Source organism: Streptomyces sp. NBC_01351, assembly GCF_036237315.1.
Classification (GTDB): domain Bacteria; phylum Actinomycetota; class Actinomycetes; order Streptomycetales; family Streptomycetaceae; genus Streptomyces.
In genome coordinates this window covers 7976508-8002434 of sequence record NZ_CP108356.1, presented here as the reverse complement: position 1 = coordinate 8002434, position 25927 = coordinate 7976508, and the positions used below count along the sequence as shown (strand labels likewise).

Sequence of the window (25927 nt, the reverse complement as noted above, 5' to 3'; positions counted from 1 at the left end):
AGTCGTCATGGCCAGTCCTCAGCCCGAGACGGCCTCGGCCCAGCCGCGGTTGACGGTCTCTCTCGCCTTCTCCGTCTGTGCCTTCGTCGGGAACGTCGGCGTGCCCTCGACCGTCGGCAGCTTCGCCGCGGCGGCCTTGTCGAGGGTGCCGTCCTCCCTCATGGCCTCCATGAGGACGGGGCGCGCGTAGGCGCCGAGCCGGATGTTCTGACCTTCCGGGCTGAAGACGTACTCCTGCCACAGACGCGCCGCCGCGGGGTGCGGGGCGTCCTTGTTCACCCCGTTCGCGTAGTACTCGGCGAAGCTGCCGTCGAAGGGGATGGCGGTCCGCCAGTCGACGTCCACGCCCTTCTTGCGGAAATCGTCGGCGTATCCGAGGTTGAGGAAGTCCCAGTCGATGCTGATCGGGGTCTGGCCCTTCGCGATCGTGTCCGGTGAGGATTCGACCGGGGTGAAGTTGCCGTTCTTCCTGAGCTCGGCGAAGAAGTCGATACCGGGCTGGATGTCGCCGAAGGAGCCCCCGTTCGCCAGGGCAGCCGCGTACACGCCGGCGAAGGCGGAGCCGGATTTGGTGGGGTCGCCGTTGAGCGCGACCTGGCCCTTGTACTCGGGCTTGCGCAGATCGGCGAAGGTCGAGGGGCAGGTCTTGACGCGGTTGGCGTCGCAGCCGATCGAGATGTAGCCGCCGTAGTTGTTGAACCAGCGGGCCTGCGGGTCCTTCTGTTCCTCGGGGATCTCGTCGTACGGGGCGACCTTGTACGGAGCGAGCAGGCCCTGCCGGGCCGCGGACTGCGCGAACGAGCCCCCCACGTCGATCACGTCGGGGGCGCGGCCTCCGCCCCTGTGCTCCTTCAGGGCGTTGATCTCGTCCTGGCTGGTACCTTCCGGGTTCTCCACCGTGACCTTGATCCCGTACTTCTTCTCGAAGCCGTCGATCAGTGCGCCGTAGTTGGCCCAGTCCCTCGGGAGCGCGATCGTGTTGAGCGCGCCCTCCTTCTTCGCCTCTGCCGTCAGTGCGGCCATGCCGCCGGCGTCCGGGGCGGAGGTGGCCACCGAGGGTGCTCTGGGCGCGGCTGCGGGCTTGTCCGCGCAGGCACCGAGGGGCGCCGCCGCGAGGGTCAGGCAGATGGCGAGGGAGGCTGTCCGGACACGGGGTGTGGGCACAAAGGCTCCATAACGGGCGGTCGCGTACTGATCGAGGCCAGCGTACGTTCGGCGGCCTCGGCAGCGCAGTCCCGGACCGTGGTGTCCGCCGTCTTCCCTGCGGCTGCCGTACCGGCGCGTTCTCAGAACCCCTCGTCGTCCCACCCGGCCAAGAGCGCCTCCCCGAGATCCATTGCGGGCAGTGCAGCCCCGTCGTGGAGGGCCTGCTCGCTCCAGATGATCTTGCCGCGGGCGGTGTAGCGGGTGCCCCAGCGCTCGGCGAACTGCGCGACGAGGAACAGGCCGCGGCCGCCCTCGTCGGTGTCCGCCGCCCGGCGCATGTGCGGGGAGGTGCTGGACCCGTCGGAGACTTCGCAGACCAGGCTGCGGTCGTACAGCAGCCTCACCCGGATGGGCTCGGTGCCGTAGCGGATGGCGTTGGTCATCAGCTCGCTGAGGATGAGTTCCGTGGTGAAGGCGATGTCCTCCAGGCCCCAGTCCGCCAGTCGGCGGGAGCAGGCGTTGCGCACCGGGGACACCGCCGCAGGTTCGGGGGACACGTCCCACTCGGCGATCCGCGAGGGGTCCAGTCGGCGGGTGCGGGCCACCAGCAGCGCGACGTCGTCGCTGGGCCTGGTGGGCAGCATCGCGTCGATCACCGCGGTGCAGGTTTCCTCCGGGGTACGGGCGGGCCCGGCCAGGGCGGCACGCAGCGCTGCCAGGCCCGCGTCCGGATCGCGGTCGCGGCTCTCGATCAGCCCGTCGGTGAAGAGTGCCAGCCGGGAGCCTTCGGGCAGGGTGACCGTCATGGTCTCCATGGGCAGGCCCGCGCCCAGGCCCAGTGGCGGGGAGACCGGCACCTCGGGGAAGGACACGGTTCCGTCGGGGCGGACCAGAGCGGGGCCCGGATGCCCGGCGGTGGCGGCAGCCACCTGCCCCGAGACGGGATCGTAGATGGCGCACAGGCAGGTGGCTCCGGTGATCCCCTGCCACTCCTGCTCGTCGGTGTCGATGTGCGTGACCAGCTCGTCCAGGTGGCTCAGGAGCTCGTCCGGGGGCAGGTCGAGGGTGGAGAAGTTGTACACGGCGGTGCGCAGGCGGCCCATGGTGGCGGCGGCGTGCAGACCGTGGCCGACGACGTCGCCGACCACCAGGGCCACCCGGGTGCCGGGCAGCGGGATGACATCGAACCAGTCACCGCCCACCCCCGCCTGAGCGGCCAGATAGCGGTGAGCGACCTCGACGGCGGACTGCTCCGGTACACCCCGGGGCAACAGGCTGCGCTGCAGGGTGACGGCCATGTTGTGCTCGCGGGTGTAGCGGCGGGCATTGTCGACGGACAGTGCCGCCCGGGCGGTCAGCTCCTCGGCGAAGGACACGTCCTCCTCGTCGAACGGTGGGGAGTCCTGCCCCCGCCAGTAGCCGGCCATCCCCAGCACCACGCCCCGGGCCCGCAGGGGCACGACGATCAGGGAGTGGAGGCCGTGGTCCAGGATCTGCAGGGCGTTGGCCTGGTTCTGGGCCCGCCAGTGATGGGTGGCGCGCAGGTCCGCCTCCAGGACCGCATGGCCGCCGGCCAGCCCGGCGGCCATCGGACCGGTGGGAGCGAACCGGATCAGCTCGCCGACGGGGGAGAGCGGGTGGTCGCCCTGGAGGCCGACGACGGCGGTGCGGCGCATCTCGGTGTTCGCTTCGGGCGGCTCCTCGCCGCGCAGCACCGGGTCCAGCAGGTCGACCGTGACCACGTCGGCGAACCGAGGGACCGCCACCTCCGCCAGTTCCTCCGCGGTGCGCTCCACGTTCAGCGTCGTTCCGACCTGCACCCCCGCGTCGTAGAGCAGCTTCAGCCGCTCGCGGGCCACCTCGGCCCTGCCGGTGAGGGCCCGCAGTTCGGTGGTGTCTCGCAGCGTGACGACGGTCCCGGCCTGCCCGTAGGGGGCGGTGGGCCGGATGTTCACCGCCAGAAGCCGATCGGCTGCCATGTGCAGCTCGTCGGTCGCGGAAAGGCCCGATGCGATCGGCTCGGCGATCCCCTCCTCCAGGCCCAGCCCCGTGACGGGGAGTCCTTCCGCGTCCGCCGGCAGGTTCAGCAGCCGCCGCGCCTCGTCGTTGGCCAGCAGCAGCCGTCCACCGCCGCCGACGATCAGTACGCCCTCTCGCACCGCGTGCAGCACCGCGTCGTGGTGCTCGTACATCCTCGTCATCTCGGCGGGTCCCAGGCCGTGGGTCCGGCGCAGCAGCCGACGGCTCACCAGAGCCGTCCCGCCCGCGGACAGGGCGAGCACCGCGGCTGCGCTGCCGAGGACGACCGGCAGCTGCCGGTTCACCATGCTCTGGACGTTCTGGACCGTGACCGGGGAGGAGACGATGGCGATGACGCGGCCGGTGGCGTCCTTGACGGGGACCACCGAGACCACGGACTGCCCCAGGGACCCCTCGAACGTCTCGGTGAAGGATGTGCCGGCCGCCGCCTTGGAGAAGGGGCCGACGACGTGCTTCCCGATCTGTCGCGGGTCACTGTGGGTGAGGGTGCGCCCATCGAGCGTGTACACGTTGATGCCGTCGACCCCGGCGATCTCCCGGGCCGCCTCGGCGCTCGGCTGTAGCACCGCGCTCGGATGGGGGCTGCGCAGGGCCGCGATGATGCCCGGAGATTCGGCGAACGTTCCGGCGGCGGCGAGCGTACGGTGCCGGGCGTCCAGCATGGCGTCGCTCCGGGCCTGCACCACGAGCGCCACCACCGCGGCGGCGACGAGAAGCACCACGACGGCCAGTTGCAGGAGGAACACTTCGCCGGCCACGCTGCGCACGCTCAGCAGGGAGGACAGACCTTGCGGCCGCCGCGCCCTTCCCTTGGGGGGCTGGGCGTGCTCCTGCTGCTCCTGGTGGTGTCCTGAGCGGGGACGCCGAGGGAGAGAGGAAGAGCTCGTGGTCGAGCCGAGCAGCCGACGCCGGAAATATCCAAGGAGGTCGCTCACTACTCCAGTTTCCAACCTCTATGGGCCGTCGGCAGCGGGGAGCGACGGTCGCCGAGCAGTAGCGATCCGGGCCGCCGTCACGCCGGTGTGGATCCCACGCCCACGTGCCGTGCGGGAAGGCATGCTGGTGAGGAGTCCTGCCCAGTTGGTGCAGGCCGCGTCCGCCGATTTCACCGGCCTCCCCCTCCGATGGTGTCCAGCAAAGCTCCCGCCAGGTGGATTCCACGAAGATTCACAAGGGCGGAGCCGGTTTCGCGGGACGTGGAAGGCGGGTGAACGCCTGCCCGGAGTGCCGTGTCCACCCGAGGCATCGCCGTAACGATGGCGCTGAGCACCCACTTGGCCGGACAGGCCAACTACGCTCAGTCACACCTCGATCGCGAAGCTGCTGGACGTCTGCCCAGGCACGCACTCCAACCACATCCCCGACCTCCGAGAACTCTGGGCGGGCTCAGTGCCCCGCCGGCTCGAAGCACCCGCCACCTAGTCACACCCGCCGAGCCCCGTGGGTTCGGCGTGAACGCGGGGGTGGACTGCGGTCAGGCGGCGGGCTTCGGCCGTGACCTCGGCGTCGATCTGGACTACTGCTGTGTCGCCGCCGTATTCGAGGAAGGCGTACTCGTCATCGAGTTCGGCGAGCCGTTCTGCGAGGGGCAGCTCATTCCCGTAGCGCTGGTTGATCCGGAAAGTGAGTTCCCAAGGTTTCAGCTCGCCGGCCAGCATGCGTCGTGCGAGCGCTCGCACGGCGGCTTCTTGGCCGGCCTCGCTGGTGGCCGGATGGAGAACGAGGCCGAGCTCATCAAGCGCTTCGGGGAGCAAGAAGTGCACGTCGTAGTTCGCCTCGGCGCGTGTGCAGGCTGCCAGCACCCGAAGTCCGGGGCTGTCCAGGCCGGCGACGAGCGCGTCACAGGCCGCGCTGACGACATCGCTTGCGGGGATCTCGCCCACGCTCCAGAGAGCGGCGCGGTCTTGTAGCTCGCTGGCTGCTGCATCGGTCGACGGCATCCGCCCATGATCCCTTCACTCTCGGGTCCCGGTCGAACAGGTTTCACTGGTGCTCGCCGTGGCGATCCATGAGCAGCTGGGTCCGTTGCTCCGTCCCCATTCGCTCAAGGTCACTCGGCTGACAGGTCAGGGGCGTGCGCTCTTGGGCGCAGGGCGGCGGCCGCGGCGGGTTTTGCCCCATGGCTTGTAGACGGACAGTGCCGTCGCCGAGACCAGCAGCGTCAGGGAGATGCTCATGGTGATCACCAGTTGCAGACTGACGGATTCAGGGGCCGTGCCCACCTCTGCCTGTTCGCGCAGCCAGTGCTGGATGAAGAAGTGGCCGTTCAGCATGAGGCCGATGTTGATGACGAGCTTGGTCACGATCCAGTAGTGCTTCAGCAGGCCCCACTGCGTCGCCGTCGCGAGCAGAAGGCCGGTCAGCAGGGTCGTCCAAGCGACGATGGCGATCAGTTCGATCCCGAGGATCTCCATGACGACGCGGGTTGCGCGGACGAGTCCGGCGTCGTCGGTGGAGAGGCCGACCAGCCCGAGGATGAGCTGGGCGATCTCGATTCCCACCCAGCCGACTGCCACCGTCACGTGGAGCGTGAGGATCGCCTTGCGCCATCGCTGGGACAGGCGCCGGACCCTGCCGGCAGCGGGCGGTGTCCGGGGACGGGGTGCCGGGCGGGCTGCCGGGGTGGAGGCAGCGCCCTCTGCCGCTGGGCTGCCCTCGGTCGCGACGGGCCCGGGGTGCTTCTTGCTCACGGTGTGCGTCATGTGTCCTGCCTCCGGTCGTCGTCCAGGCCGCCGGCGAGGGCTGCGTGGTGCGAGCCATGGGTGGGGACCCGGTTGCCGGGCGTGGTGGAACTGCGGTTTCCGCGCACGTCCGGCGATCCGCCGAACGCCAAGAACGCCAGTGCGGGGGCCATCGTGGCGCCCGCGCTCACCGCGGCCGTGGTGGCCGGGGAGGCGAAGGTGAGGCCGACCGCGGCCGCGGCGGTGACCAGCGCAACGCCGGCGCCGTACGCGGCGACGGTGATGCGGATCAGGCGTAGCTGCTGCGCCTCCGGTCGTCGGGTACGGCTCAGAAGCCAGGCCAGGGAGGGCAGCAGCAGGACAGCGTGCATGGTGACGGCATGGGCGGGGCGCAGGAAGCCCGCGGACCGGTAGGCCTCGGCCGCGCGGCCCGCGCCCTCCAGCGTCAGCCCGTAGGCGATCATCACTGCTCCGGCCGCCATGGAGCCGGTGAGCGCCACCAGTCCGGCGCGGAGCGCGAGCCGCATGCCGGGGGCGACTGTCGGGTTGGGGCGCAGCGCGAAGACGGTGAGTGCGACGACGACCGCGATGAGGGTGACGCCGCCGGCCGCGAGGGCGCGCGTGACGAAGGTGTCGAAGGTGGTCTCGGTATTGAAGTGCGAAGGGACACCGCGCCATGCCTGCAGGGTGATCAGACCGGTCTCCAGCAGGGACGCCGCGGTGAACGCACCGAGGAGGAGCGTGCGGGTGCGCGGGGCGAGCGGGAGGAGCCGGCAGATCCAGGTGACGGTCAGCACGCTGATGCCGAAGGACAGCCCGAAGGTGATCGGCTTCCGCCAGGAGACGGGTCCGTCCCACGGACCGTCGGCAAGCACGAGGACGACCGTGTGGAAGGCGGCGGATGCGAGCAGCAGAAGGCCCGCGGCGACGGGGATCTGTCGGGCCGAGCGCAATCGTACGGGCGGGGCGGCGGTCATGCGTCCGCCCCCGCTGCGGTCGGGCGCGAGCGGAACAGTGCGATCGCGGCCCACACCAGCCATGCCGTGCCTCCGAAGCGGACGACGGGCAACAGGTAGCTGAAGTCGAAGACGAGGAGCATGAGGGTGGCGGCCAGTCCGGCGGCGGCGATGATCAGCCCGGTGGTGGCGCAGGCGCGCGGCAGGAGCCCGCTCCTGCGGGCTGCCAGGCAGGTGCCTGCCGCCAGGAGGGCGAAGGACACGGCGTATCCGAGGCCGCCGGCGAGGAAGGACAGGTCTGCCAGGGCACGGGCCAGGGCTGCGGGTGCCTCTTGCGGAAGGCGGCCGAGGGTCCAGGTGAGTGCGGCGCTGGAGGCCAGCGCGCCGCTGGCCAGCAGCCCGCCGGCCAGGGCTGTCGCCGCCGCGGCGCCTTGGTCCTGTCCCTGCCCCTGCCCCTGTCCCTGCCGCACCAGCCGGGCCAGGTTGGCGGCGACGGGGACCAGGAGCACGGCGGCGACGAGCAGCAGGAAGGCGCCCAGGTTGATCGCTGTGCCGTGGTCGGGAACGTACTGGCGCAGGATGTCGTCGCCGGGGGTGTCGGGCTGCGGGGTGGCGCGGTTGGCGAGGACGTACGCAGCGGTGAGTACGGCGTAGGAGAGCGAGACGGTGAGCAGCGCAACGGCGCCGCGCGGGCGCGGGGCCGCGCCGCGGAGCGAGGCCGCGTGGGACTCATGTACTGATGTGGGCATGACATCTCCTCGATCATCGGTGAAGGGATACGGAGCAGACCCGGCGGGCGGTGTGGGCCTGGGGCCCCGGTGTCCGACAGCCAGAATGCCGCTGCGTGGCGTCGCGGTCGTCCCACAGCGGCAGGCGGTGCGGCTACTCCCTGGGGAGTAGCCGGGGACGGGTGCGAAGCCCCAGAGCAGCCACCAACTCAACTCGGACAGGTCCTCGGCTGTGCGCCGGCGGCGCGGGCCGGCGCATCGTCACGTTCGTGCGGCGGTAAGCCGCAACCGGCAGTTACGGGGCAATCCTCAGGCCCCAGGCGCTGCGTGGAGTGGCGAGCCCGCCAGGGGGGTGGAGTCGAGGTATCTGACCTCATAGACGCGCTCCGCGAACTTCCAGCCGTCGGGCGTGCGTTGGTAGCGGTCGTGATAGAGGGCGTAGTTCAGGTGGGAGCTGCCGTCGCGCATCCGCCCGAACTCCTGGATGTACACGCGCCCGACCGCGGTGTCGCCGTCGAGCCGGATGACGCCGGGGTGGACGTGCTGCACGAAGAACTCCCACAGTCCCTGCCCCCACTCGATTCCCGCGCGGATCTCCTCGCGGCCGATGAACTCCTTGTCGATGTGCGGCCATCGAATGGTTCCGTCGGGCGTGAACAGCGAGGCGACGCGGTCGAAGTCGCGCGTCATCACAGCGTCGGTGATCTCGGCGCACAGCTGCCCGATCTCGAAGCAATCGACGACGTCCTGCACAGCGCACATCGGGTTCCCCTGCCTTGTCGGTGCGTCGGTCAGGCGTCTGCCGCCTGCCCGGTGGGTGATGTGTCCAGCATTGATGCAGGTCAGCGGCGGAACAATGTAGAGTCCATGCAGCTATCCATAACCTGGGAGTTATGCATGGAGCTGCGCGACATCGAGATCTTCCTGACACTGGCGGAAGAGCTGCACTTCGGCCGCACCGCAGAGCGACTTCACGTGTCCCAAGCCCGCGTCAGCCAGGCCATCCGCACACAGGAACGCCGCCTCGGCGTGGCCCTGTTCGACCGCACCAGCCGACGCGTGGCCCTGACCCCTGTCGGCCGGCGCCTGCGTGAGGACCTCCAGCAGGCCCTCGACCTCCTCCACGCAGGACTGGCACGCGCCCAAGCAGCCGGCCCGGGCGGCGCGGGCGCGGGCCGGACCCTGCGGCTGGGCGTCTTCGGTCACGCCGGGCACGAACTACGGCCGCTCGTCGACGCGTTCCGCAGCCGCTACCCCGGCAGTGACATTCAGTTCGGCGAAATCAACGGCGCCGACGCGTTCACCGCCCTGCGCGCCGGAGAGCACGACGCGCACGTGCTGTGGCTGCCCGTCGCCGAACCAGACCTCACCGTCGGTCCCACCGTGCTCACCGGAGGCCGCGTGCTGGCCGTGGCCGCAGACCATCCACTCGCCCAACGCGGCACCGCTTCCCTGGAGGACCTCGCCGACAACCACGTCGTCGACCTCGGCCCCGAAGCCCCCGAGTACTGGGTCGCCTCCATGGTCCCCACCCGCACCCCCCTCGGCCGCCGTATCCCCCGCGGGCCCGCCGCGCGGACCTTCCACGAGATCCTCACGCTGGTCGCTGCCGGACGCTGTGTCCACCCGCTGGGCGAAGTCGCCGCGCGCTACAACAAGCCTCCCGGCATCGTCTTCGTTCCCCTCCATGACGCCCCCACCGTCGAATGGGCGCTGACCTGGCGCACCACCGCCGACAGCCCCACCATCCGCGCACTGGCCCAAACCGCCGCCGACCTCGGCCCCATCGCCATGTGACAGCGGCAGCGGGTAGCGGCCCTGACGGACGACCAGGCACTGGTGCGGATGGCCCTGCGCGTGCTCACGGCTGAGCGCCGTCGCCATCTCGCTTGAGGTATCCACCCATGGGGCAGCCTGCGTCCGGATCTCGGGTGGGGCACATGGCGGGATCCTCGCTACCGCCATAGAGGTAGACCCACACCGTGCAGTTCGGGACGTCAGTGAAGGTCAGGCTGAGGTCGTGGCCACGGGTGACGGTCTCGTCGGGCCTACTGGCGGAGGACCCGTCGGCGCTGCCGTAGAACGCCCACCGGCCGGTGGAAAGTGCGCCGGGGTTGCCACAGCCGGCCAGGGCCTCGACCTGGTCGAACCCCGTACCGGCAAACGTATGGTCCTTCGAGAAGGTCAGGGACGTACCGGCCGGGCTGGTCCAGCGTCCGACGAGTTGCCCCTCGGATATCTCCGCAGCGTGAATGGCCGCGGCATAGCCGCACGACCCCGTCAGCAACACCGCCACCGCACAGGCGGCCGCCCGCCACACACGCCGATCCACACACACCACTCCCCCACCCCGTGCATTCCCACGACCCAGGCAGTCGCACGCTCACCATATTTGAACACGATCAAAAAACACATAGGTCTCGGTGCACGGCGCCCCTGAGATGCGATCCCGAGCACCGCAGGAGGCCCCACGCCTACCGCCACGGATCGAGGGCGTGCTTGCCCTGGGTCTGGCGCGCCGGCGAAGCGGGCCGTCGCCGGGTGGCACCGATGGCGAGGGTGGCCGGGGCCGCGTCGCAGCGGCCGCCATCCTTGTCCACCACAACTGTGGGCGCCGGCACGTGTCGTGACGCCTCATACCCTCCACGAGCGGTGCTCGGCCGACGTGCTCCAATGGTCGGGCGGGACAGGGACCTGCGGGGGAACGAGGGGAAGGCGGGGGCCGGTGCAGAGCAAGGCGATACAGGTCGTGGGCTGGTTGGTGATCGCTCTCGTGGCGCTGCTGGCGGGGGTGGTGTCGGCGCTCGAAGTCCGCGGAGCGCTGGAGCGGGAGCGGGAGTTCCTGGCCGCGCCGGTGTGTGCCTCCGCGCCGGTGAAGGCGTCGGCATGCGTATGGGATCAGAAGTTCACCGTCCGCCGGGCCGACACACATCGGGGCGAGGAGGGGAAGGCGCCGGAGGCGGAATTGGTGCTGCCGAGCGGCAAGCCCTGGACCGTGACCTTCCGGAGCGCTGATCCGCTCGTATCGGAGATGAAACCGGGCGACGCGGTCGTCGGGGTGATCTGGCACGGGCAGGCCGTCGAGGTGCGGTACGCCGACGGTCGGCGACAGCAGACGGAGTTCGGCCCGGTGGGGTGGCCCGCGGACCGGCTCGGGGGCGCGCTCGCCTGCCTCTCGTTCGGCCTGACCGCCCTCGTCGGATCGCTGTGGGCACTGATCGTCCGCCGCGACCGCCGGCACGCGCGCGCGGCGGCCATGGTGCGGTGGCACGGCGTCGCACTGGGCCTGACGGCCCTCCTGACGCTGTGGGCGCAGTCGAACAACGACTGGCCCCTATGGGCGATCCCGGCGATCTGGGGACCGCTCGCGCTGTTCCTCCTCGCCACGATGGTGGTGTCCGCCATCGCCGCGCTCCGCAGCGATGTGGCGGACGACCCCGTGCTCACCCTGCCGACGGGCCCGTCACCGGTCGGGGTCAGCGGGCTGGTCGTGGGGGCAGAGGACCTGCCGCGTGAGTACCGTATGAGCCGGGGCCGGAGGAACGGGCTCTTGGCCGTCCTCGTCGCCAAGATGGCCCTGCTGCTGTTGCTCGTATGGACCGAGGAGATCGCCCCCTCCTGGATGCGGCTCGGCCTGAGCGTGCTACTGCCGCTGGTCCTGGTGGTGTTCTTCGTCCGTGTGCCGCGATCCGGCACGCTGGTGAGCGGCACCGGCATACACATCCGAGGGTTCACCCACACGCGACGGGTGGCCTGGGAAGACATCCGGGACATCAGGGCAGAGCCGCTGAGAGGGGCTCATCTGAACGCCCTCCTGCCCAATGTGATCGCATACGCGTACCTGACGGGTGGCCGGCGCAAGCTGCTCTTGAACCTGAACAGCGCGGATTACGACATGGACCACGAGATCTCCTTCCTGCGAGCCGCCTGGGCGGAGCTGCGCGACACGGAGTTCGTACCGGAGGCGCCGGTCGCCTGACGGGGCGCGGGACGTGGGACGTGGCCAGAGCGGGTTACGGGAGGGCTTGTGTCCGAGCTGGTGCGAGCGGATGAGTTCGACGTGGTGGTCGACCACCGGTTGTTCGGTCTGGTGGATGTGGAGGGGCAGGCTGGGCACCGGCCGGCCGCGCCCGGTGCGCAGGGGCTGGTCGCGGCGAACGCGACGATGCTCTACCTGCAGACGCCTGAGGACGTGCTGGACACCCGGCTGCGGCTGGAGTTGTGGGACGGGCCGGCCGAATTCGAGGCCGGGGAGTGGGCGGTCGAGGGGGAGGCTGTGATGGATCTGCCGTCCGGCCGGTTCGTGGTCGATGAGATCGCCGCTGGAGGCCGGGCGGTGGGATTCACGCTGCCGGCGGGTGGACGGTGGCGGGTACGGGCCGCCTGGCGACCGGGATCCTTCGACGGAGTGGCGGGGCCGGAGGGGTGGGCGCTGGTGCAGTTCTGGCGTGGTGGATGACGGAGGAACGGTGAGGCGCCCCGGGGGGGGAAGAGTCCCTCCGGGGCGCCGGTGTTTCAGTGGGGGTGGCGGCTGCGTCGATCGTTCGGGCGAGGGCCCTCAGACTGGGTCGAGGCGCCGCTTGAGCAGGCAGAACTCGTTGCCCTCCGGATCCGCGAGGACGTGCCAGGACGCCTCCGCGGGCTGATCGATGTCGACGAGTGTGGCCCCGGCGGCCAGCAGGCGCTCGAGCTCGGCGTCCTGATCGCGGTCGGTGGGGTTGACGTCGATGTGCAGCCGGTCGAGCCCGTTCCTCGGATCGTCGTTGCGGATGAGGAAGATCGTCGGCTGCGGGCCGCCGAACCCCTCGCGCGGACCGATCTCGATGCAGCCCTCGGCTTCGCGATCGAGCTCTACGAAGTCCAGGACCTCGCACCAGAACCGTGCCAGCACCTCGGGGTCGCGGCACTTGAGCACGATTTCACTGATACGGCATGCCATTGACGAAACCTACTCTCCGTACGGGAGCTGCCAGGGCGGGCGCGCATGGATCTCATGGGCTCCCCTGCAGTGAGAACAAGATCGCGACCGTACCGGTCGAGGCGAGCGGAGGCGAATGGATTTTCAGGACCTGGCCTGGGCAGGTCCAGGTCACCGAGGCGCCGAGGCGCCGAGAAGATCCGGACGTTCCCGCCAACTACCCCTGGGAATCGGGTAGTACGCGCCGCCCAGATGCCCGCCATTCACGGCCGGCCTCCTGGCCCGGGAACCTTGTGCGCAGATTCCGGCCGGCCTACTCTCCTGGCGTTGCTTCTCTGTTCATCCGGGACAACCGAAGGCCCTCCGCCCGAAACCCGATCACCGGGAATCGGAGCCACCGTGTCCAGTCATGACATCCCCTTGCTCCCCGACATCGTCGGGCCGTTGCGGTCCGTGCTCGGGTCGAGGGTGCGCGCGCCGGGAACCGCGGGGTACGAGAACGCTCTGGCCAAGGTCTTCTTTCCCGAGGCCGCCCGGCGGCGGCCTGCGTGCGTCGTGGCGCCCCGCGCGGCCGACGACGTCACGGCCGTGATGAGGGTCGCGGCGGAGACGGGAGTCCGGGTGACGGTGCGTGGCGGCGGTCTGAGCTCGAACTGCGTCGCCGACGGGGCCGTCATGCTGGATCTCTCGGAGTACTGGGACGCCGCCCGTCCGGTCGGAGACCGCGTGGTCGTCGCCGGTGGGGCGACCATGGCCACCATGCTCGGGGTCCTCGCCCCGGCAGGTCGTGCGGTGCCGGTGGGCGTCGTCGGTCACGCCGGTCTGGGGATGGCCACCCGAGGGGGCGTCGGCTATCTGACGAGGTCCCTGGGGCTCACCCTCGATCATCTCGTGGGGGTCGAGCTCGTGCTCCCGTCCGGTGATGTCGTCCGGCTCTCGGAGAGGAGCTCTGGCGAGGAGGCCGACCTGTGGTGGGCGGTCCGGGGCAGCGCGCCCTGCGTAGGGGTGGTCACCTCCGCGGTGTTCCGGACCCACGAGATCGGCTCGGTCTGGGTCGACCGGGCGGTGGTGGGGCTGGATGCGCTCGCCACCTATTTCCGGGTCGCTCCCGAGCTTCCGCGGGACACCACCATGAGCGCGGTACTCGGCTACACCTCCCTCTCCCCGGACGAGCCGGTCGTGTTCCTCTACACCGCGTGCGCGAGCCCGCACGACAGCGCCATCGGGCGGGCCCGGTCGGCGGCCTCCGCCGTCGTCGCCGGATCGGGCTCGTCGCCGCTCCATCGCTCGGAAACGTCCGGCCGATACCTGGCCGGACTGCCCGAGTTCGCCATCCCCGCCGCCGGCGGCACCGAGCCCGAACCGATCCGGCTGCCGCAGCCGGGTGACGGTCCGCGCGGCTCGTTCTTCGGCAAAGCGGCCTTCACCGGTCCCACTCTCGACGCCGCGGTCGCCGACGCCCTCGTGGACCGGATCCGCGCGGCACCGACGAAGGCTTGCCGTATTGACTTCCAGCACACTGGCGGGGCTCTGGCCGACGTCGACGACACCGCCACCGCGTTCTGGGGCAGAACCGCCGAATGGAGCATCCCGCTGAACGCGATCTGGGACGACGACGCCGACGCCGACGCCTGCAGGATGTGGGCCCGCGACACGCTGCAGGCCCTGGCTTCGCACACCGTCGGGGTCTACAGCGTCGAACTGCGGCCGGGCCTGCCCGAGACCGAGGCCGAGACGCGGGCGGCATACGGCGGCAACCTGACCCGACTGCGGGCGCTGCGACACCGCTACGACGCCATGGGAGTACTCGCGCCGCTGCTCCCGTGAGCCGGCGTTCGGCCGGTGGCCGTAGGCCTGTCGGCTCGGCGTTTCCGGAGCCGTGACGGCAGGTCATCATCCCCTTTCGCGAGGGGCGTTGTCAGTGGTGGCGGTTACGTTCGGGGTATTGAAAAGGGCCGCTTCCCGACAGGAGTGACGATGACCGAGAGCAGTGTTCAGCCCGCGCTCAGGGTGGTGCTGACAGACGTCAACGAGCGTGTGGTGGAGGCGTGGCGGGCGGCGTTCGCGGACACCCCCGGCATCGAGATCCGCAGGGGCTCGATCCTCGACGAGGACGTCGATGCCTGGGTCACGCCGACGAACTCCCGGGGCCGGATGGACGGCGGGGTCGACGCCGTCATCAAGCGGTACCTCGGATCCGGCATCCAGCTCCGTGTGCAGCGGGCGATCCGCGACCGGTTCGCCGGCTCCCTCCCGGTGGGCAGCGCGGTCTGCGTCCCGTCGGGGGCGGCCGTCCCCCGGTATCTGATATCGACGCCGACCATGGTGCGGTCCTCGCAGAACGTGAGTGCCACGATGAACGTGGCCCTGGCGTGCGCCGCCGCGTTCCAGGCCGTCCACCGGCAGAACCGGAAGGTGCCGGGCAGCATCCGCTCCGTGGCGCTGGTCGGGATGGGTGCGCAGACCGGTCGGGTCCCGGCGAGGGTCTGCGCCAACCTGATGTGGACCGGCTACACGCTCTTCCACGACCACTGGTTCGAGGACGACGACGAGCTGCGCACCACGATCATCACGCAGCTCAACGGCATAGAGAACGTCCCCGCCGAGGAGCGGGTGCGCATCGTGCCGCCGCAGGCCGTCACCCCTGTTGCTGTCCCTGTCCCTGCGCAGCACCCTGCCGGCCCCGTTCATTCCTCGACCGCGACGAGCGAAAGCCACTCCCCCATGACCGACGCGACCAACGGCCCAGCGCCTACCCAGCCCGAGGCGAACGACCCCCTGGCTCTCACCGAGCTGTTCAACGGCGGCGGTGAGCCCTGGCTTCCGCTGCTCAAGCCCGTCATCGAAGCGCTCCCTGACGCCGCCCGGTTCATCGGGAAGGGCCGCAGCCCCGAGGTCGTCCCGGTCCGTGAGCTGACCTTCCAAGCGCTCAAGCCCAACCCGCCGCACAAGTGGAAGGTCGTCGCCTTCGGCCAGAACCCGTACCCGCGGCCGGAGAGCGCCACCGGCATAGCCATGTTCGACAACACCTTCAACGACTGGAAGGACAGCCAGTTCGGCAGGGTCGTCAGCATGCGCTGCATCATCAAGGCGGCGGCGATGTGGAAGTACGGCATCGCCAAGAAGACGCCCGTCGCGGACGTTCGCGCGCTGTTGAAGGAGCGGGACACGGTCCAGCCTCCGGAGTGGTTCCAGGCGATGCTCACGCAGGGCGTGCTGTTGCTGAACGCCTCGCTCACCGCGAGCGGCGACGGAGCGATGGGGGCCGACCAGCACACGGCGTTCTGGCGGCCCGTCGCCGAACGGATCGTCGAGGAGATCCTCAAGGCCAAGCAGGACGCCGACGAGGAGGACCGCGGGGTCGTGTTCGCCTGGTGGGGGGCGCACGCCCGCAGTCTGAAGAAGGTCGTGCTGCGGCTCCAGGAGAAGTACCCGGACGTCGAGGTCCGGCACATCGACCACGCGAACCCGGCGGCCCAGGGCGACATCTTCTGCGAGGGCGACCACTTCGCCATGGTCAACGAGGCCCTCGCGTCGCTGGGTGCCGACGGGATCGACTGGCTGCCGAGCAAGGGGTGGAACGAGGGGGCGGCGGCCGGTGCGGGCGGCGCGGACGGGGGTGTCGCGGCACGCATGGGCGCCTTCATCGAGTCGACCATGAACCTGCACCAGCTGTACCTGGAGCGGCTCACCAGCGTCAAGGACGAGGGCCTGGTCCTCCCCTCGATCACCGGCGTGTTCGACACCCCGCTGATGGACTTCCAGGACGCCGTCGCCCCGGTCGCCGAGACGCTGTCCGGGCTCGCCGGACACATCCAGCGGTCACGCGACTTCGGCAAGCGGCGGGCGGACGAGACCTCCGGCAACCTGTCCGCCGACGCGATCGCCGCGCTCTATCTCTACACCTGCGAGTCCGCCTTCTACCGCGAGATCAACGCCGTCCTCCGCTCGCCGGACCGCACCAGGGTCAAGCCCTATCTGTCGTACCTGCGGTTGCTGTTCTCGGCGGTGTCCGGGCTGCCGGCCCACACGCAGCCGCTGTGGCGCGGGGTGTCGCTGGACCTGCGGGCGCAGTATCCGGTGGGCCGGACGGTGACCTGGTGGGGCGTCTCCTCGTGCACCTCCGAGCTGAACGTGGCCCGGTCCTTCCTGGGCAGCCGCGGCAAGCGGACGCTCTTCGAGGTGACGCCCGCTCAGGCGGTCGGGATCAGGAGCTTCTCCGCCTTCACCGGGGAGGAGGAGTACATCCTCACGCCGGGCACGCAGCTCAAGGTGACGGACGTGAAGAGCGAGGGCGGCGGTCTGTGCACGGTCAGGCTGACCGAAGTGGACGCCCCTCCTGTGGTGTCCTGAAGATTGAACCGGAGGCCTCGGGGGCGCCGGAAATAGGGTCGGAGACGGCCTCTGCGAGCCCCCGGCCGCCCTCCGATCGCGGTCCGCGATCCCTGGGTCGAATGCCTCCGGGTAGCCGCTCACCAGCCCGCTCGCGCCCTCGGCGAATAGGCTCTGACCTGGCGTTTTTGGCCGATCCGCCTAGGCTGGAGGCTCCGCTGGACACCATTGGAGGGGGACTTCATGAGTGACGCCGCCAACGCGTACGACGCCAGCCACATCAAGGTGTTGGAAGGGTGGGAAGCCATCCGGAAACGGCCCGGGATGTACATCGGCTCGACCGGCGAACGCGGTCTGCACCAGATGGTGTTCGATGTCGTCGGCCGGGCGGTCAACGTGGTCCTGGCCGGCCATGCCGGCTCCGTCGAGGTCACCCTCACGCCCAACGGTGGCGTACGCGTCGCCGACGACGGGCCGGGGGTGCCCGTCGAGGCCGCCGGGGACGACACCGGCGGTCCCGGCCTCGAAGCCCTACTGACCGGGATGCACCCCGCGGCGGAGCCGGATGGCCGCCGCTATGTGGCCACGAGCCTCTTCGGCACGGGGCCCTTCGTCACCAACGCCCTGTCGAGCCGCCTGACGGCCGAGGTACGGCGCAAGGGGGTCCACTGGGTCCAGGAGTACGCGCGCGGCGTCGCGCTCACCCCGCCCATCGCCACGGGAGCGACGACCCGGAGCGGGACCACCATCGCCTTCCGGCCCGACGCCGACATCTTCGGGACGGCGGAGTGCTCGTTCGACGTGCTGGCGGAGCGGTTCAGGGAACTCGCCTTCCTCAACCGGGGCCTGGACATCTCGATCACCGACGAACGCCCCCCGGGCGGGTCCCGATCGGTACGGTTCCGGTCCCCCGGCGGGGCTCGGGACCTCGTCGCCTTCCTCGCCGCGCAGGCTGGAGCACCCGTTCACCCGGACGTCGTCGGCTTCGAGTGGGAGGATCCGCGGATGGCGGGGACGGTGGAGGTGGCTCTGCGGTGGTGCGGCTCCCCCGAGGAGCGGGTCCGGAGCTACGCCAACTGCCGATCCACCCCCGAGGGCGGCACGCACGCCGCAGGATTCCGCGACGGGGTGGCGGCCGCGATCAACGCGCAGGCGCGGGAGCGGCGGCTCCTGGCCGAGGCAGCCCCCGATCTCACGGCCGACCGGATCGGCGACGGTCTGACCGCGGTCGTGTCGGTGAAGCTGGATCGTCTCGAGTTCCTCGGCGCCACGCGGGGCGAGCTCGGCGGCGACGCGGTGCGCGCCTGTGTGGCGGAGGCCGTCCGCGAACAGCTCGGCATGTGGCTGGCGGAGCACCCGGAGCAGGCCGCGGCCGTCATCGGCCGGATCATCCGGGGTGCCCGCCGGGACTGAGCGGTCGCGAACCACCCCGCCGGGGATCTGTGACTCCTGAGCCACAGCTCCCCGGGGGGCGGGTCACATGGCGTTGGCGGAGGCCAGGGTGCCCGTGGCCTTGTCGAGGACCGCGGCGGTGCCACCGCCCCAGCCGCGCAGGTCGTTGCCGGTGATCCAGGTGCCGACGCAGCCGGGGAGCGCGACGATGGCGGTCTCGGCGGGGACCGGGCCGTCCCCCTTGCGGACCACGTTGCCCTGGCAGGAGGCGTTCGCCGCGTTGCCGCCGAAGCGGATGCCGTACGTGGCCGTCGCCCCGGCCCGGTTGGCGCCGGTGATCTGGTTGCCGCGCAGGGAGATGTCGTCGGTCCCCGCCGCGATGCCGTGCCCGGTGGGGTTCAGGACGGTGTTGTGGGCGATCAGGACGCCGGCCGCGTCGGTGTCGACTCCGATGCCGTCGCCCTGGGCGTCGGTGACGGTGTTGCCGCTGATGACGGCGTGCGGGGCGTACCGGACGTGGATGCCCTGGGAGTTGCCGCCCGCGCGTGCGGTCCCGGTGACGGTGTTGCCGGAGATCGTGACGCCGTCGCTCTGGGCGACGTAGATGCCGGCTTCGCCCTTGACGGTGCGGATCGTGTTGTCGGTGATGGTGATGCCGTTGTGCCGGTCGCCGGCGCTGGAGACGACGATGGCGCCGCCGGTGGAGGTGTCGGTTCCGGTGTTCCGGATGATGTTGCCGGTGATGGTGATGTCGTTCAGGGAGTTGCCGGCCGGGGAGCTGACCTGGACGGCGGTGACGCCGACGGATTCGATCGTGTTGCCGGCGATGACGGCCTGCTGCCAGTCGGTGGTGCGGATGCCGTAGGCGGCGCTGCGCTCGATGTGGTTGCCGATGATCCGGATGTCCCGGTGGACCACGTTCTTGAGGCCGCCGTGGTCGCCGACGAGCGCGCCGAACGGGCGGCTGCCGTCGGGGGCCGCGCGCAGCGTGCAGCCGGTGATCAGGATGTCCTGGCAGGGCGTGTTGTCGTATGCAGGGGCCGGGAGGCTGGCTGCCGAGATGGCTCCGGTGATCTGCACGGCCTCCCGGTTGGTGGGGGTGTCCGTGCCCTCGCCGGTGACGTGCAGGCCGTCGAAGAGGCAGTTGACGATGCGGGCGCGCCGGACGGCGTTGAGTTCGACGGCGTGGGCGGAGGGCGTGTCGAGGACCGTGCAGTCCTGGACGAGGATGCCGTCGGCGTGGGCGAAACCGATGGCGTCGCTCTGCTGCTTGTACGCGCTGCCGCGCATGTCCCAGGTGCCGCCGAGCAGGGCGATGTCCCCGGCGCCCTCGTAGGCGGAGACCGGGGTGACCGAGTCGAAGTTCTTGATCAGGGCACCGCAGTCCTTGGTGCGGAAGACATGGGCGCCGTACGCGGACACGGTCATCCGGGGGCCGAGGACGAGGCCCTTGGTGAGGGGGTAGCGGCCGGGCGGGACGAGCAGGGTCGCGCCTCCGGGCACCGCGCGTGCGGCGGCGAGGGCGGCCTGGAACGCGGCGGTGTCGTCGGTGGTTCCGTCGCCCTTCGCTCCGTAGGCCAGCACGTCGTGGACGCTGCGGCGGTCGTCGGCTGCCGCGACGGCCGGGCCGGCGGCCAGCGCCTGACCGGCGCCGAGGGCCCCCACGAATCCGCCCGCCGCAAGTATCACGCCACGTCGATGCACTTGCTCTCCCCTGGATTCGCCCTGTTCAACGGGCCGCTCGGGGCCCGAAGGGGAGACTATCGGCCGGTCCGCTGCCATCGGCGGGCAGGAGCGTACCTTCCGCCGACGGGGCAGCCCGTCGGTCCGGGTGTTGCCCGGTGGTCCCGAGGCATTTGCCCTGCGGCCGGGGGCAGTTGACGTCGGAGCACGCGAGAACCAACAACCCCCGCTGCCAAAACCTCGTACGCTGCGGGCATCGGGATCGTCGCAGAGGGGGGACCCACATGTCCTTACAAAAGGGTGCCAACGTCCCAGTGCCCAGTGCCAGGGTCCGGGTGGAGCTGGGTTGGCAAGGGGGACCCGGAGCCCCCGACGTCGACGTGTCGGCCCTGTTGCTGACGGCGGCCGGCAAGGTGCGGTCGGACGACGACTTCGTGTTCTACAACCAGCCCGTGCACGGCAGTGGTGCCGTACGTCACGAGGGCAGGCGTCAGGACGGCACGGGCGTCCTGGAGACGATCGCGGTGGCGCTGGCTTCGGTGGAGCAGGAAGTCGGGACCGTGGTGGTCGCGGCGTCCACCGACGGCACGTTCGGTCAGGTGGCCGGCCTGTTCGTGCGCGTCGTGGACGCGGAGAGCGGAGCCGAGACGGCGCGGTTCGACGCCACGGGTGCCACGTCGGAGACGGCGTTCGTCCTCGGCGAGCTGTACCGGCGCAACGGCGCATGGAAGTTTCGGGCAGTGGGCCAGGGATACGCGTCCGGCCTGGCAGGACTCGCCACCGACTTCGGCATCACCGTCGACGAGCCCGCAACGCCTCCACCGGCAGTGCAGCAGGCCGCCAACCCGCCGCGGCCCCCGGCGCCCGCGCCGCAGGTTCCGCCGCCCGCACCTGCCCAGCCGGTGCGACTGTCGAAGATCACCCTGACGAAGGCGGCGCCGACGGTGTCGCTGACCAAGCAGGGGGCCACCTCGGGGGCGATGCGGGTCAATCTCTCGTGGAGCGCTGCCAAGCCGCCGCGCGGCTGGATGAACAAGGGAAAGAACGCCGTCCGGCTGGAGGACGTCGACCTGGACCTCTCCTGTCTGTGGGAGCTGCAGAACGGGGCGATGGGGATCGTCCACCCGATCAACAATCAGTTCGGCTCTTTCGAGCACGCGCCGTACATCCGGCTGGACCAGGACGACCGGACCGGCTCGAGCGAAGCCGGCGAGAACCTCATGATCAACCTTGATCACGCGGCCGAGATCAAGCGCCTCTTGGTGTTCGTGTCCATCTATTCCGGGGCGTCCAGCTTCTCCGGGCTGCACGGGGTCGCCACGCTGTTTCCGCCCATCGGTCCGCCGATCGAGGTGCGCCTGGACGAGTGCACCGTGCCCTCTCCGGTCGCGGCGATCGCACTGATCGAGAACCGGGGCGGGGAACTGACGGTCCGGCGTGAGGCGAAGTACCTCGTGCTGCCGCCCGGCATCTCCAAGCAGCAGGCCGTGGACATGGAGTACGGCTGGGGAATGACCTGGCACGCCGCCAGCAAGGACTGATCGACTTCCCGTACGGCCCGGGGCCGGCTACCGCCCCGGGTCGACGTGCCCCTCGGGGCCCGTGCCCGGCGGGCCGTCCCCCGACAGCGGTGGAGGGGTGAACTTCGTGAGGATCAGCAGGGTGTCGACGAGGTCCTCGGCGGGGGCGCCGGTGGCCAGGCGGCGCAGCTGCTGCCCGAAGACCAGGGCGACGGCCACGCCGGCCAGCCGTTCGGGATCCGGCACGCCGAGCCGGCTCAGGATCCGGGTGGCCAGCAGGTCGTAGGCGGCGAAGCAATCGGCCGCGGCGGCACGCAGCCGTTCGTCCCGGCCGGCTTGGACGTACAGCTCGAAGGGCGCGATGTGGCGGCTGTCGAAGTCGTTGCCGCCCGCGACCTGCGCCACCACCTCGGCGGCCTGCCCGATGTCGAAGCGCTCGTCGGCGCATTCATCGGCGAGCGCGGTGAAGTGCCGGGTCTCTTCGGCCACGAAGTGCAGCAGGCTCTCGCGCAACAGCTCGTGCTGGGTCGCGAAGTGGTAGGTGACGGAACCGAGGGAGACGCCTGCCTCCTTGGCGATCCGCCGGTTGGTGACGGCGGCGATGCCGTCCTGCCCGATGATCCGCAGTACGGCGTCGATGATGCTCTGGCGGGTCTCGGAAGCATGGGACATGGCCGCATTCTGCCCCATTGGCGGACGCGACCGCCCGGGCGGGGCCGGGGAGTTGGGGACGGCCTTGGTGTGGACAGGGGGCGGGGAGATCCCTACTGTTCGTTCGAACGAACAACCGAGCGACGCTGCAGGGGAGTTGTGATTGTGGACATATCCGGATCGAACGTTCTACTCACCGGGGCCACCGGAGGAATCGGCTCCGCCCTGGCCGCGCGATTGACCGCGCAGGGTGCCCGCCTCACGGTCACCGGGCGGCGGGAGGACGCCCTCAAGGTCACTGCGGACTCCTGCGGAGCCCGCACGGTGGTCGCCGATCTGGCCGTCCGGTCCGACGTCCTCCGCCTCGCCGAGACCTGCGCCGAGACGGACGTCCTCGTCGCGAACGCCGCCCTGCCCGCCAGCGGCGACCTCCTGGACTACACCGAGGAGCAACTCGACCGCGCCCTCGACGTCAACCTGCGTGCGCCCCTCCTGCTGTCCCGGCTGCTCACGGAGCAGATGGTGGCCCGCGGCCGCGGCCACATCGTGCTGGTCGGTTCCATTTCCGGCAAGGCGGCGACCAAGTCGACCTCCCTGTACAACGCGACGAAGTTCGGGCTGCGCGGATTCGCCCTCGCCCTGCGCCAGGAGCTCAGGGGCACGGGCGTGGGGGTCTCCCTGGTGCAGCCCGGCTTCGTCCGCGACGCGGGGATGTTCGCGGCCACCGGGGCCACGACGCCGAACGGCATCAGGACCGTCACGCCCGGCCAGGTCGCCGACGGCGTCGTACGAGCCGTCCGACGCGACCTGTGCGAGGTCAACGTGGCGCCGCTGGAGCTGCGGCTGCTGAGCGCCATCGCCGGGCAGTTCCCCGGGTTCGCCGAGCGGGTCCAGGCCCGGTCGGACGTCGACGGCTCCGTGCGACAGATCGTCGAGGCCCAGCGCTCGCGCCGCTAGGCCTCGGTCGTCGTGCCGCCGGTCGCGGCACCGCCGGGCCCTGGCGCCGGGCCCGCGCCCGCGGTCCCTCGTCCCCGGGGCGGAACCGGGGCGCGGCCCCCGCTCCCCCACCTCCTCGTACGGATGCCTCCGCGCCCGCACCCGCACGGCCTCGCACACGCACCTCCTCGCACCTGCCCGCGTTCCACGCCACCTCACGTGAACGGAGAGCACCGCTGTGCCGAGTGAACACCTCCCGAGCGCCGCGCCGGACCCCGGCCCCGGTGTCGAGCGCAGGTCCCTGCTCCGGTTAGGGGCCCTGCTGGCCGCCGCCGGAGCCTCCGCACTGGTTCCCGCACCGATCGCGCACGCCGCGACGCGGGGCCAGGGCAGCGACACGGTGACCACCACCTACCGGGGCCGCGCCCCCCAAGGCAACGACCAGTGGGCGTACGTAGCCTTCGACATCCCCTCCGGAGTGCAACGGATCTCCGTCTCCACCTCCCACGACGCCGCGGCCGGCATCCTGGATCTCGGCATCTTCGGCCCGTCCGGCTTCCGCGGCTGGTCGGGCGGCGAACGGTCCGGGTTCACCCTCTCCGCGGCCGACGCCACTCCCGGTTACGTGCCCGGGCCCGTCGAGCCCGGAAGCTGGTCGGTGATCCTGGGGCCGATGGTCGGCGCCGCCGGCGGCATGGCCTGGCAGGTCGACGTCACGCTGCACCACGGAGCTCCGCTGCCCCGGACCCCGTACGACATCCTGCCGGCCTCGGTGGCGGGGCGCGGGCCCGGTTGGTACCGGGGCGACCTGCACCTGCACAGCGTGCACTCCGACGGGAAGCGCACAGTGGACGAGATCGTCGCGGCCGCCCGCCGGGAAGGGCTGGACTTCATCGCCACGTCTGACCACAACACCAGCTCCACCGGGGTGACATGGCGCGGCAACGTCCCGACCGACCTGCTGGTCATCAACGCCGAGGAGGTCACCACCCGCCACGGCCACTGGCTGGCCGTCGGCCTCCCCCAGGGCGAATGGGTGGACTGGCGCTACGGCCCCGCCGACCAGGGGGTGTTCGACGGCCACGCCAGGCGCGTGCACAGTCTGGGCGGACTCACGATCGCCGCACATCCGCTCACTCCGGCGGCGGGATCCTTCTGGGAGTTCGGCCTCGACCGCGTGGACGCCCTGGAGGTGTGGAACGGACCGTGGACCCTGGACGACGCGGCCAACATCGCCGCCTGGCACGTCATGCTCTGCCTCGGCAAGCGGGTCGCCGCCGTCGGCAACAGCGACGCCCACAGCCACTCGGACGCCGTCGGGCGGCCCCACAACGTGGTGCGCGCCACCGGCCTGTCGACGCCCGCCGTGCTGGATGCGCTGCGCCTGGGCCGGTCGTACTCCGTCGAATCCGCGGCCGTGACCGTGGACTTCACCGCCCGCGCCGGCGCGGCGGTCGCTGGACCCGGCGAGGAACTGCCGCTGTCGTTCTTCGACACCGTCGACGTGACCTTGGACGTGACGGGCGCCCCGGACAGCATCGCCACGCTGTACACCGAGTGGGGCATCATGGCCGCCACTTGTATCGACGGCACCGGCAGGGGGCAGTTGCGCTGGCGCGGCTGGGGCAAGGCGTCCCTGTTCGCCCGGGCCGAGGTGCGCCGACCCAAGCCCGCGTCCACGACGCTGGACCAACTGGTGGCCATCACGAACCCGGTGTGGTTCTACTCCGCGCAACTGCCCCCGTACGACGTGGAGCGGCGCGCGCTCTTCCACACCGAGCGCCGCCCCGACGGATCGTGGAGCAGTATGCGTACGCTGCCGGGTGCCGCCGTCGGCGCCGCCTCGTTCGCGGGGGTTCAGAGTGCCGCGGCCGGAATGGCGGACGGCTCCGTCGTGGTGCTGGGCATCGCGCCCGACAACGGTCTGTGGCTGACCGCCGTACGGGGTTCGGCCACGCTCCAGCCCTGGCAGCGCGTCGCAGGACCGGACGGCTCGACCGCGTTCACCGTCCGGGAGGCGGACATCGCCGCCTTTCCCGACGGCACCTGCCAGATCGTGGTGACGGCCACGGACGGCACCACCTTCCACCAGCAGCGCCGTGCCGACGGCACATTGCCCGGGTTCCGGGCGGTGCCCGGCTTCACCGCGACGAGCCGGTGGGGTGCGACGAAGGTGTCGATCGCCGCCATGCCCGACGGGTCCGCCCAGCTGCTCAGCTACGGCACCGACGGCGCCATGTACCACCGCGTTCGCGGGCGTGACGGTGCGTGGACGGCCTGGGGACGCCTGGCCGGCTACGGCGGGGCCCCGACGTTCTCCGGCCCCGCCCTGGCGATCACCGGCTTGCCCGACGGTTCCTCCCAGGTCCTCGCGATCGGGCTCGACGGGATGGTGTATCACCAGCAGCGGCGGCCCGACGGCTCCTGGGCCGGTTTCCAGCCCCCGCGGGGCGTCACCACCGCCACCATGGGGGCCAGCGCCATCGGCATCGCGGGGACGCCCGACGGATCCGCCCAGGTCGTGGCGGTCGGGCTCGACGGACGGATCTGGCACAACGTCAGGAAACCGGACGGCTACTGGACGCCGTTCGCACAGGTACCCGGCCCGAACGGGAGGGACCCCTTCCCGGCGGGGCAGGTCCGCATCACCGCCCTGCGTGACGGCACGACGCACGTGACGGCCATCAGCGCCGGCTAGGCCGTCCGGCCGGAGCAGTGGCACGGCTTGCCCTGTGCCGCTCCGGTTCGCGCCCTGGGTGCAGTGCTCCGGCGAGCGCCGTCCGCGGGAGGACAACGGCTGACGGCCCGTCGGAAAGCGCCCGGACCTCCGCGGAACACGTTTGACGCTCGGAATGCGGGTCATACGCGTAGGGTCCAGCGGCCCCGCACGGCAACTGCACGGGCACGGCCACGGGCAGCGAGGGGTGCCGGACGACACGATCCG

General features: G+C 71.0%; 21 protein-coding genes. 9 read left to right on the top strand and 12 right to left on the bottom strand.

All coding sequences use genetic code 11. The annotated features are described in order from the left end of the window. Positions 1-18: 18 nt before the first annotated feature. From OG625_RS36755 to OG625_RS36725, 7 genes are all read right to left on the bottom strand, one after another. Positions 19-1164, bottom strand: coding sequence for an ABC transporter substrate-binding protein (locus tag OG625_RS36755; RefSeq protein WP_329389643.1), 1146 nt, complete (start codon positions 1162-1164; stop codon positions 19-21). A 122-nt stretch (positions 1165-1286) separates the two neighbouring features. Further along, positions 1287-3953 (bottom strand): SpoIIE family protein phosphatase, encoded by a 2667-nt coding sequence (locus OG625_RS36750; RefSeq protein WP_329389641.1) that lies wholly within the window; start codon positions 3951-3953, stop codon positions 1287-1289. Positions 3954-4604: 651 nt separating this feature from the next. Beyond that, a complete protein-coding gene (locus OG625_RS36745; RefSeq protein ID WP_329389639.1) occupies positions 4605-5126 on the bottom strand; it encodes a hypothetical protein in 522 nt (173 codons plus the stop codon). 126 nt (positions 5127-5252) lie between these two features. After that, positions 5253-5888, bottom strand: a complete 636-nt coding sequence (locus OG625_RS36740) for a hypothetical protein (RefSeq protein ID WP_329389637.1) — start codon at positions 5886-5888, stop codon at positions 5253-5255. Next, entirely contained in the window at positions 5885-6844 is a 960-nt protein-coding gene (locus OG625_RS36735; protein WP_329389635.1) for a hypothetical protein, read from the bottom strand. The genes OG625_RS36740 and OG625_RS36735 overlap by 4 nt, the downstream gene beginning before the upstream one ends. Then, positions 6841-7572 carry a DUF4386 domain-containing protein gene (locus tag OG625_RS36730; RefSeq protein WP_329389633.1) on the bottom strand — a complete coding sequence of 244 codons (732 nt, stop codon included), beginning with the start codon at positions 7570-7572 and terminating at the stop codon, positions 6841-6843. Before OG625_RS36730 ends, OG625_RS36735 begins: the two co-directional genes overlap by 4 nt. Before the next feature lie 288 nt (positions 7573-7860). After that, positions 7861-8313: a nuclear transport factor 2 family protein gene (locus OG625_RS36725; RefSeq protein WP_329389631.1), complete on the bottom strand. Its 453-nt coding sequence runs from the start codon at positions 8311-8313 to the stop codon at positions 7861-7863. Positions 8314-8418: 105 nt separating this feature from the next. Between OG625_RS36725 and OG625_RS36720 the strand changes: the two genes are divergently transcribed. Next, positions 8419-9348, top strand: a complete 930-nt coding sequence (locus OG625_RS36720) for a LysR family transcriptional regulator (RefSeq protein ID WP_329389629.1) — start codon at positions 8419-8421, stop codon at positions 9346-9348. A 64-nt stretch (positions 9349-9412) separates the two neighbouring features. Here OG625_RS36720 and OG625_RS36715 read toward each other — a convergent pair whose 3' ends face one another. Continuing rightward, positions 9413-9883, bottom strand: coding sequence for a hypothetical protein (locus tag OG625_RS36715; RefSeq protein WP_329389627.1), 471 nt, complete (start codon positions 9881-9883; stop codon positions 9413-9415). A 142-nt stretch (positions 9884-10025) separates the two neighbouring features. After that, positions 10026-10151, bottom strand: coding sequence for a hypothetical protein (locus OG625_RS36710; RefSeq protein WP_329389625.1), 126 nt, complete (start codon positions 10149-10151; stop codon positions 10026-10028). 125 nt (positions 10152-10276) lie between these two features. Between OG625_RS36710 and OG625_RS36705 the strand changes: the two genes are divergently transcribed. Together OG625_RS36705 and OG625_RS36700 are read left to right on the top strand one after the other, a co-directional pair. Next, the gene (locus tag OG625_RS36705; protein WP_329389623.1) at positions 10277-11530 is read left to right on the top strand and encodes a hypothetical protein; all 1254 of its coding nucleotides are present in this window, start codon (positions 10277-10279) and stop codon (positions 11528-11530) included. A gap of 48 nt (positions 11531-11578) precedes the next feature. After that, positions 11579-12010, top strand: a complete 432-nt coding sequence (locus tag OG625_RS36700; protein WP_329389621.1) for a hypothetical protein — start codon at positions 11579-11581, stop codon at positions 12008-12010. Between the two features lie 99 nt (positions 12011-12109). On the opposite strand, the gene OG625_RS36695 is transcribed toward OG625_RS36700, so the two are convergent. After that, positions 12110-12490, bottom strand: coding sequence for a VOC family protein (locus OG625_RS36695; protein ID WP_329389620.1), 381 nt, complete (start codon positions 12488-12490; stop codon positions 12110-12112). Between the two features lie 378 nt (positions 12491-12868). Between OG625_RS36695 and OG625_RS36690 the strand changes: the two genes are divergently transcribed. The 3 genes from OG625_RS36690 to OG625_RS36680 all read left to right on the top strand — a co-directional run bounded on the left by OG625_RS36690 (position 12869) and on the right by OG625_RS36680 (position 18214). Continuing rightward, positions 12869-14296, top strand: a complete 1428-nt coding sequence (locus OG625_RS36690; RefSeq protein ID WP_329389618.1) for an FAD-binding oxidoreductase — start codon at positions 12869-12871, stop codon at positions 14294-14296. Between the two features lie 150 nt (positions 14297-14446). Further along, positions 14447-16822, top strand: a complete 2376-nt coding sequence (locus OG625_RS36685; protein ID WP_329389616.1) for a macro domain-containing protein — start codon at positions 14447-14449, stop codon at positions 16820-16822. A gap of 222 nt (positions 16823-17044) precedes the next feature. Further along, on the top strand, positions 17045-18214 hold the full coding sequence (locus tag OG625_RS36680; protein ID WP_329389614.1) for a DNA gyrase subunit B: 1170 nt from the start codon (positions 17045-17047) through the stop codon (positions 18212-18214). A gap of 63 nt (positions 18215-18277) precedes the next feature. On the opposite strand, the gene OG625_RS36675 is transcribed toward OG625_RS36680, so the two are convergent. Further along, complete coding sequence (locus OG625_RS36675) at positions 18278-19882, bottom strand: right-handed parallel beta-helix repeat-containing protein (RefSeq protein WP_329389612.1); 1605 nt, start codon at positions 19880-19882, stop codon at positions 18278-18280. A gap of 278 nt (positions 19883-20160) precedes the next feature. On the opposite strand from OG625_RS36675, the gene OG625_RS36670 reads away from it, so the two are divergent. Then, on the top strand, positions 20161-21417 hold the full coding sequence (locus OG625_RS36670) for a TerD family protein (protein ID WP_329389610.1): 1257 nt from the start codon (positions 20161-20163) through the stop codon (positions 21415-21417). Positions 21418-21444: 27 nt separating this feature from the next. Here OG625_RS36670 and OG625_RS36665 read toward each other — a convergent pair whose 3' ends face one another. Further along, positions 21445-22068 (bottom strand): TetR/AcrR family transcriptional regulator, encoded by a 624-nt coding sequence (locus OG625_RS36665; protein WP_329389608.1) that lies wholly within the window; start codon positions 22066-22068, stop codon positions 21445-21447. Positions 22069-22212: 144 nt separating this feature from the next. Between OG625_RS36665 and OG625_RS36660 the strand changes: the two genes are divergently transcribed. After that, positions 22213-23004: an SDR family NAD(P)-dependent oxidoreductase gene (locus tag OG625_RS36660; protein WP_329389606.1), complete on the top strand. Its 792-nt coding sequence runs from the start codon at positions 22213-22215 to the stop codon at positions 23002-23004. Positions 23005-23221: 217 nt separating this feature from the next. After that, positions 23222-25681, top strand: a complete 2460-nt coding sequence (locus OG625_RS36655; RefSeq protein WP_329389604.1) for a CehA/McbA family metallohydrolase — start codon at positions 23222-23224, stop codon at positions 25679-25681. Positions 25682-25927 lie beyond the last annotated feature (246 nt).

Excerpts from the sequence above, each read along its gene's own strand:
- OG625_RS36745 (WP_329389639.1), bottom strand. The coding sequence starts at position 5,126 with ATGCCGTCGACCGATGCAGCAGCCAGCGAGCTACAAGACCGCGCCGCT.
- OG625_RS36740 (WP_329389637.1), bottom strand. The coding sequence starts at position 5,888 with ATGACGCACACCGTGAGCAAGAAGCACCCCGGGCCCGTCGCGACCGAG.
- OG625_RS36735 (WP_329389635.1), bottom strand. The coding sequence starts at position 6,844 with ATGACCGCCGCCCCGCCCGTACGATTGCGCTCGGCCCGACAGATCCCC.
- OG625_RS36730 (WP_329389633.1), bottom strand. The coding sequence starts at position 7,572 with ATGCCCACATCAGTACATGAGTCCCACGCGGCCTCGCTCCGCGGCGCG.
- OG625_RS36725 (WP_329389631.1), bottom strand. The coding sequence starts at position 8,313 with ATGTGCGCTGTGCAGGACGTCGTCGATTGCTTCGAGATCGGGCAGCTG.
- OG625_RS36720 (WP_329389629.1), top strand. The coding sequence starts at position 8,419 with ATGCAGCTATCCATAACCTGGGAGTTATGCATGGAGCTGCGCGACATC.
- OG625_RS36695 (WP_329389620.1), bottom strand. The coding sequence starts at position 12,490 with ATGGCATGCCGTATCAGTGAAATCGTGCTCAAGTGCCGCGACCCCGAG.
- OG625_RS36685 (WP_329389616.1), top strand. The coding sequence starts at position 14,447 with ATGACCGAGAGCAGTGTTCAGCCCGCGCTCAGGGTGGTGCTGACAGAC.
- OG625_RS36680 (WP_329389614.1), top strand. The coding sequence starts at position 17,045 with ATGAGTGACGCCGCCAACGCGTACGACGCCAGCCACATCAAGGTGTTG.
- OG625_RS36670 (WP_329389610.1), top strand. The coding sequence starts at position 20,161 with ATGTCCTTACAAAAGGGTGCCAACGTCCCAGTGCCCAGTGCCAGGGTC.
- OG625_RS36665 (WP_329389608.1), bottom strand. The coding sequence starts at position 22,068 with ATGTCCCATGCTTCCGAGACCCGCCAGAGCATCATCGACGCCGTACTG.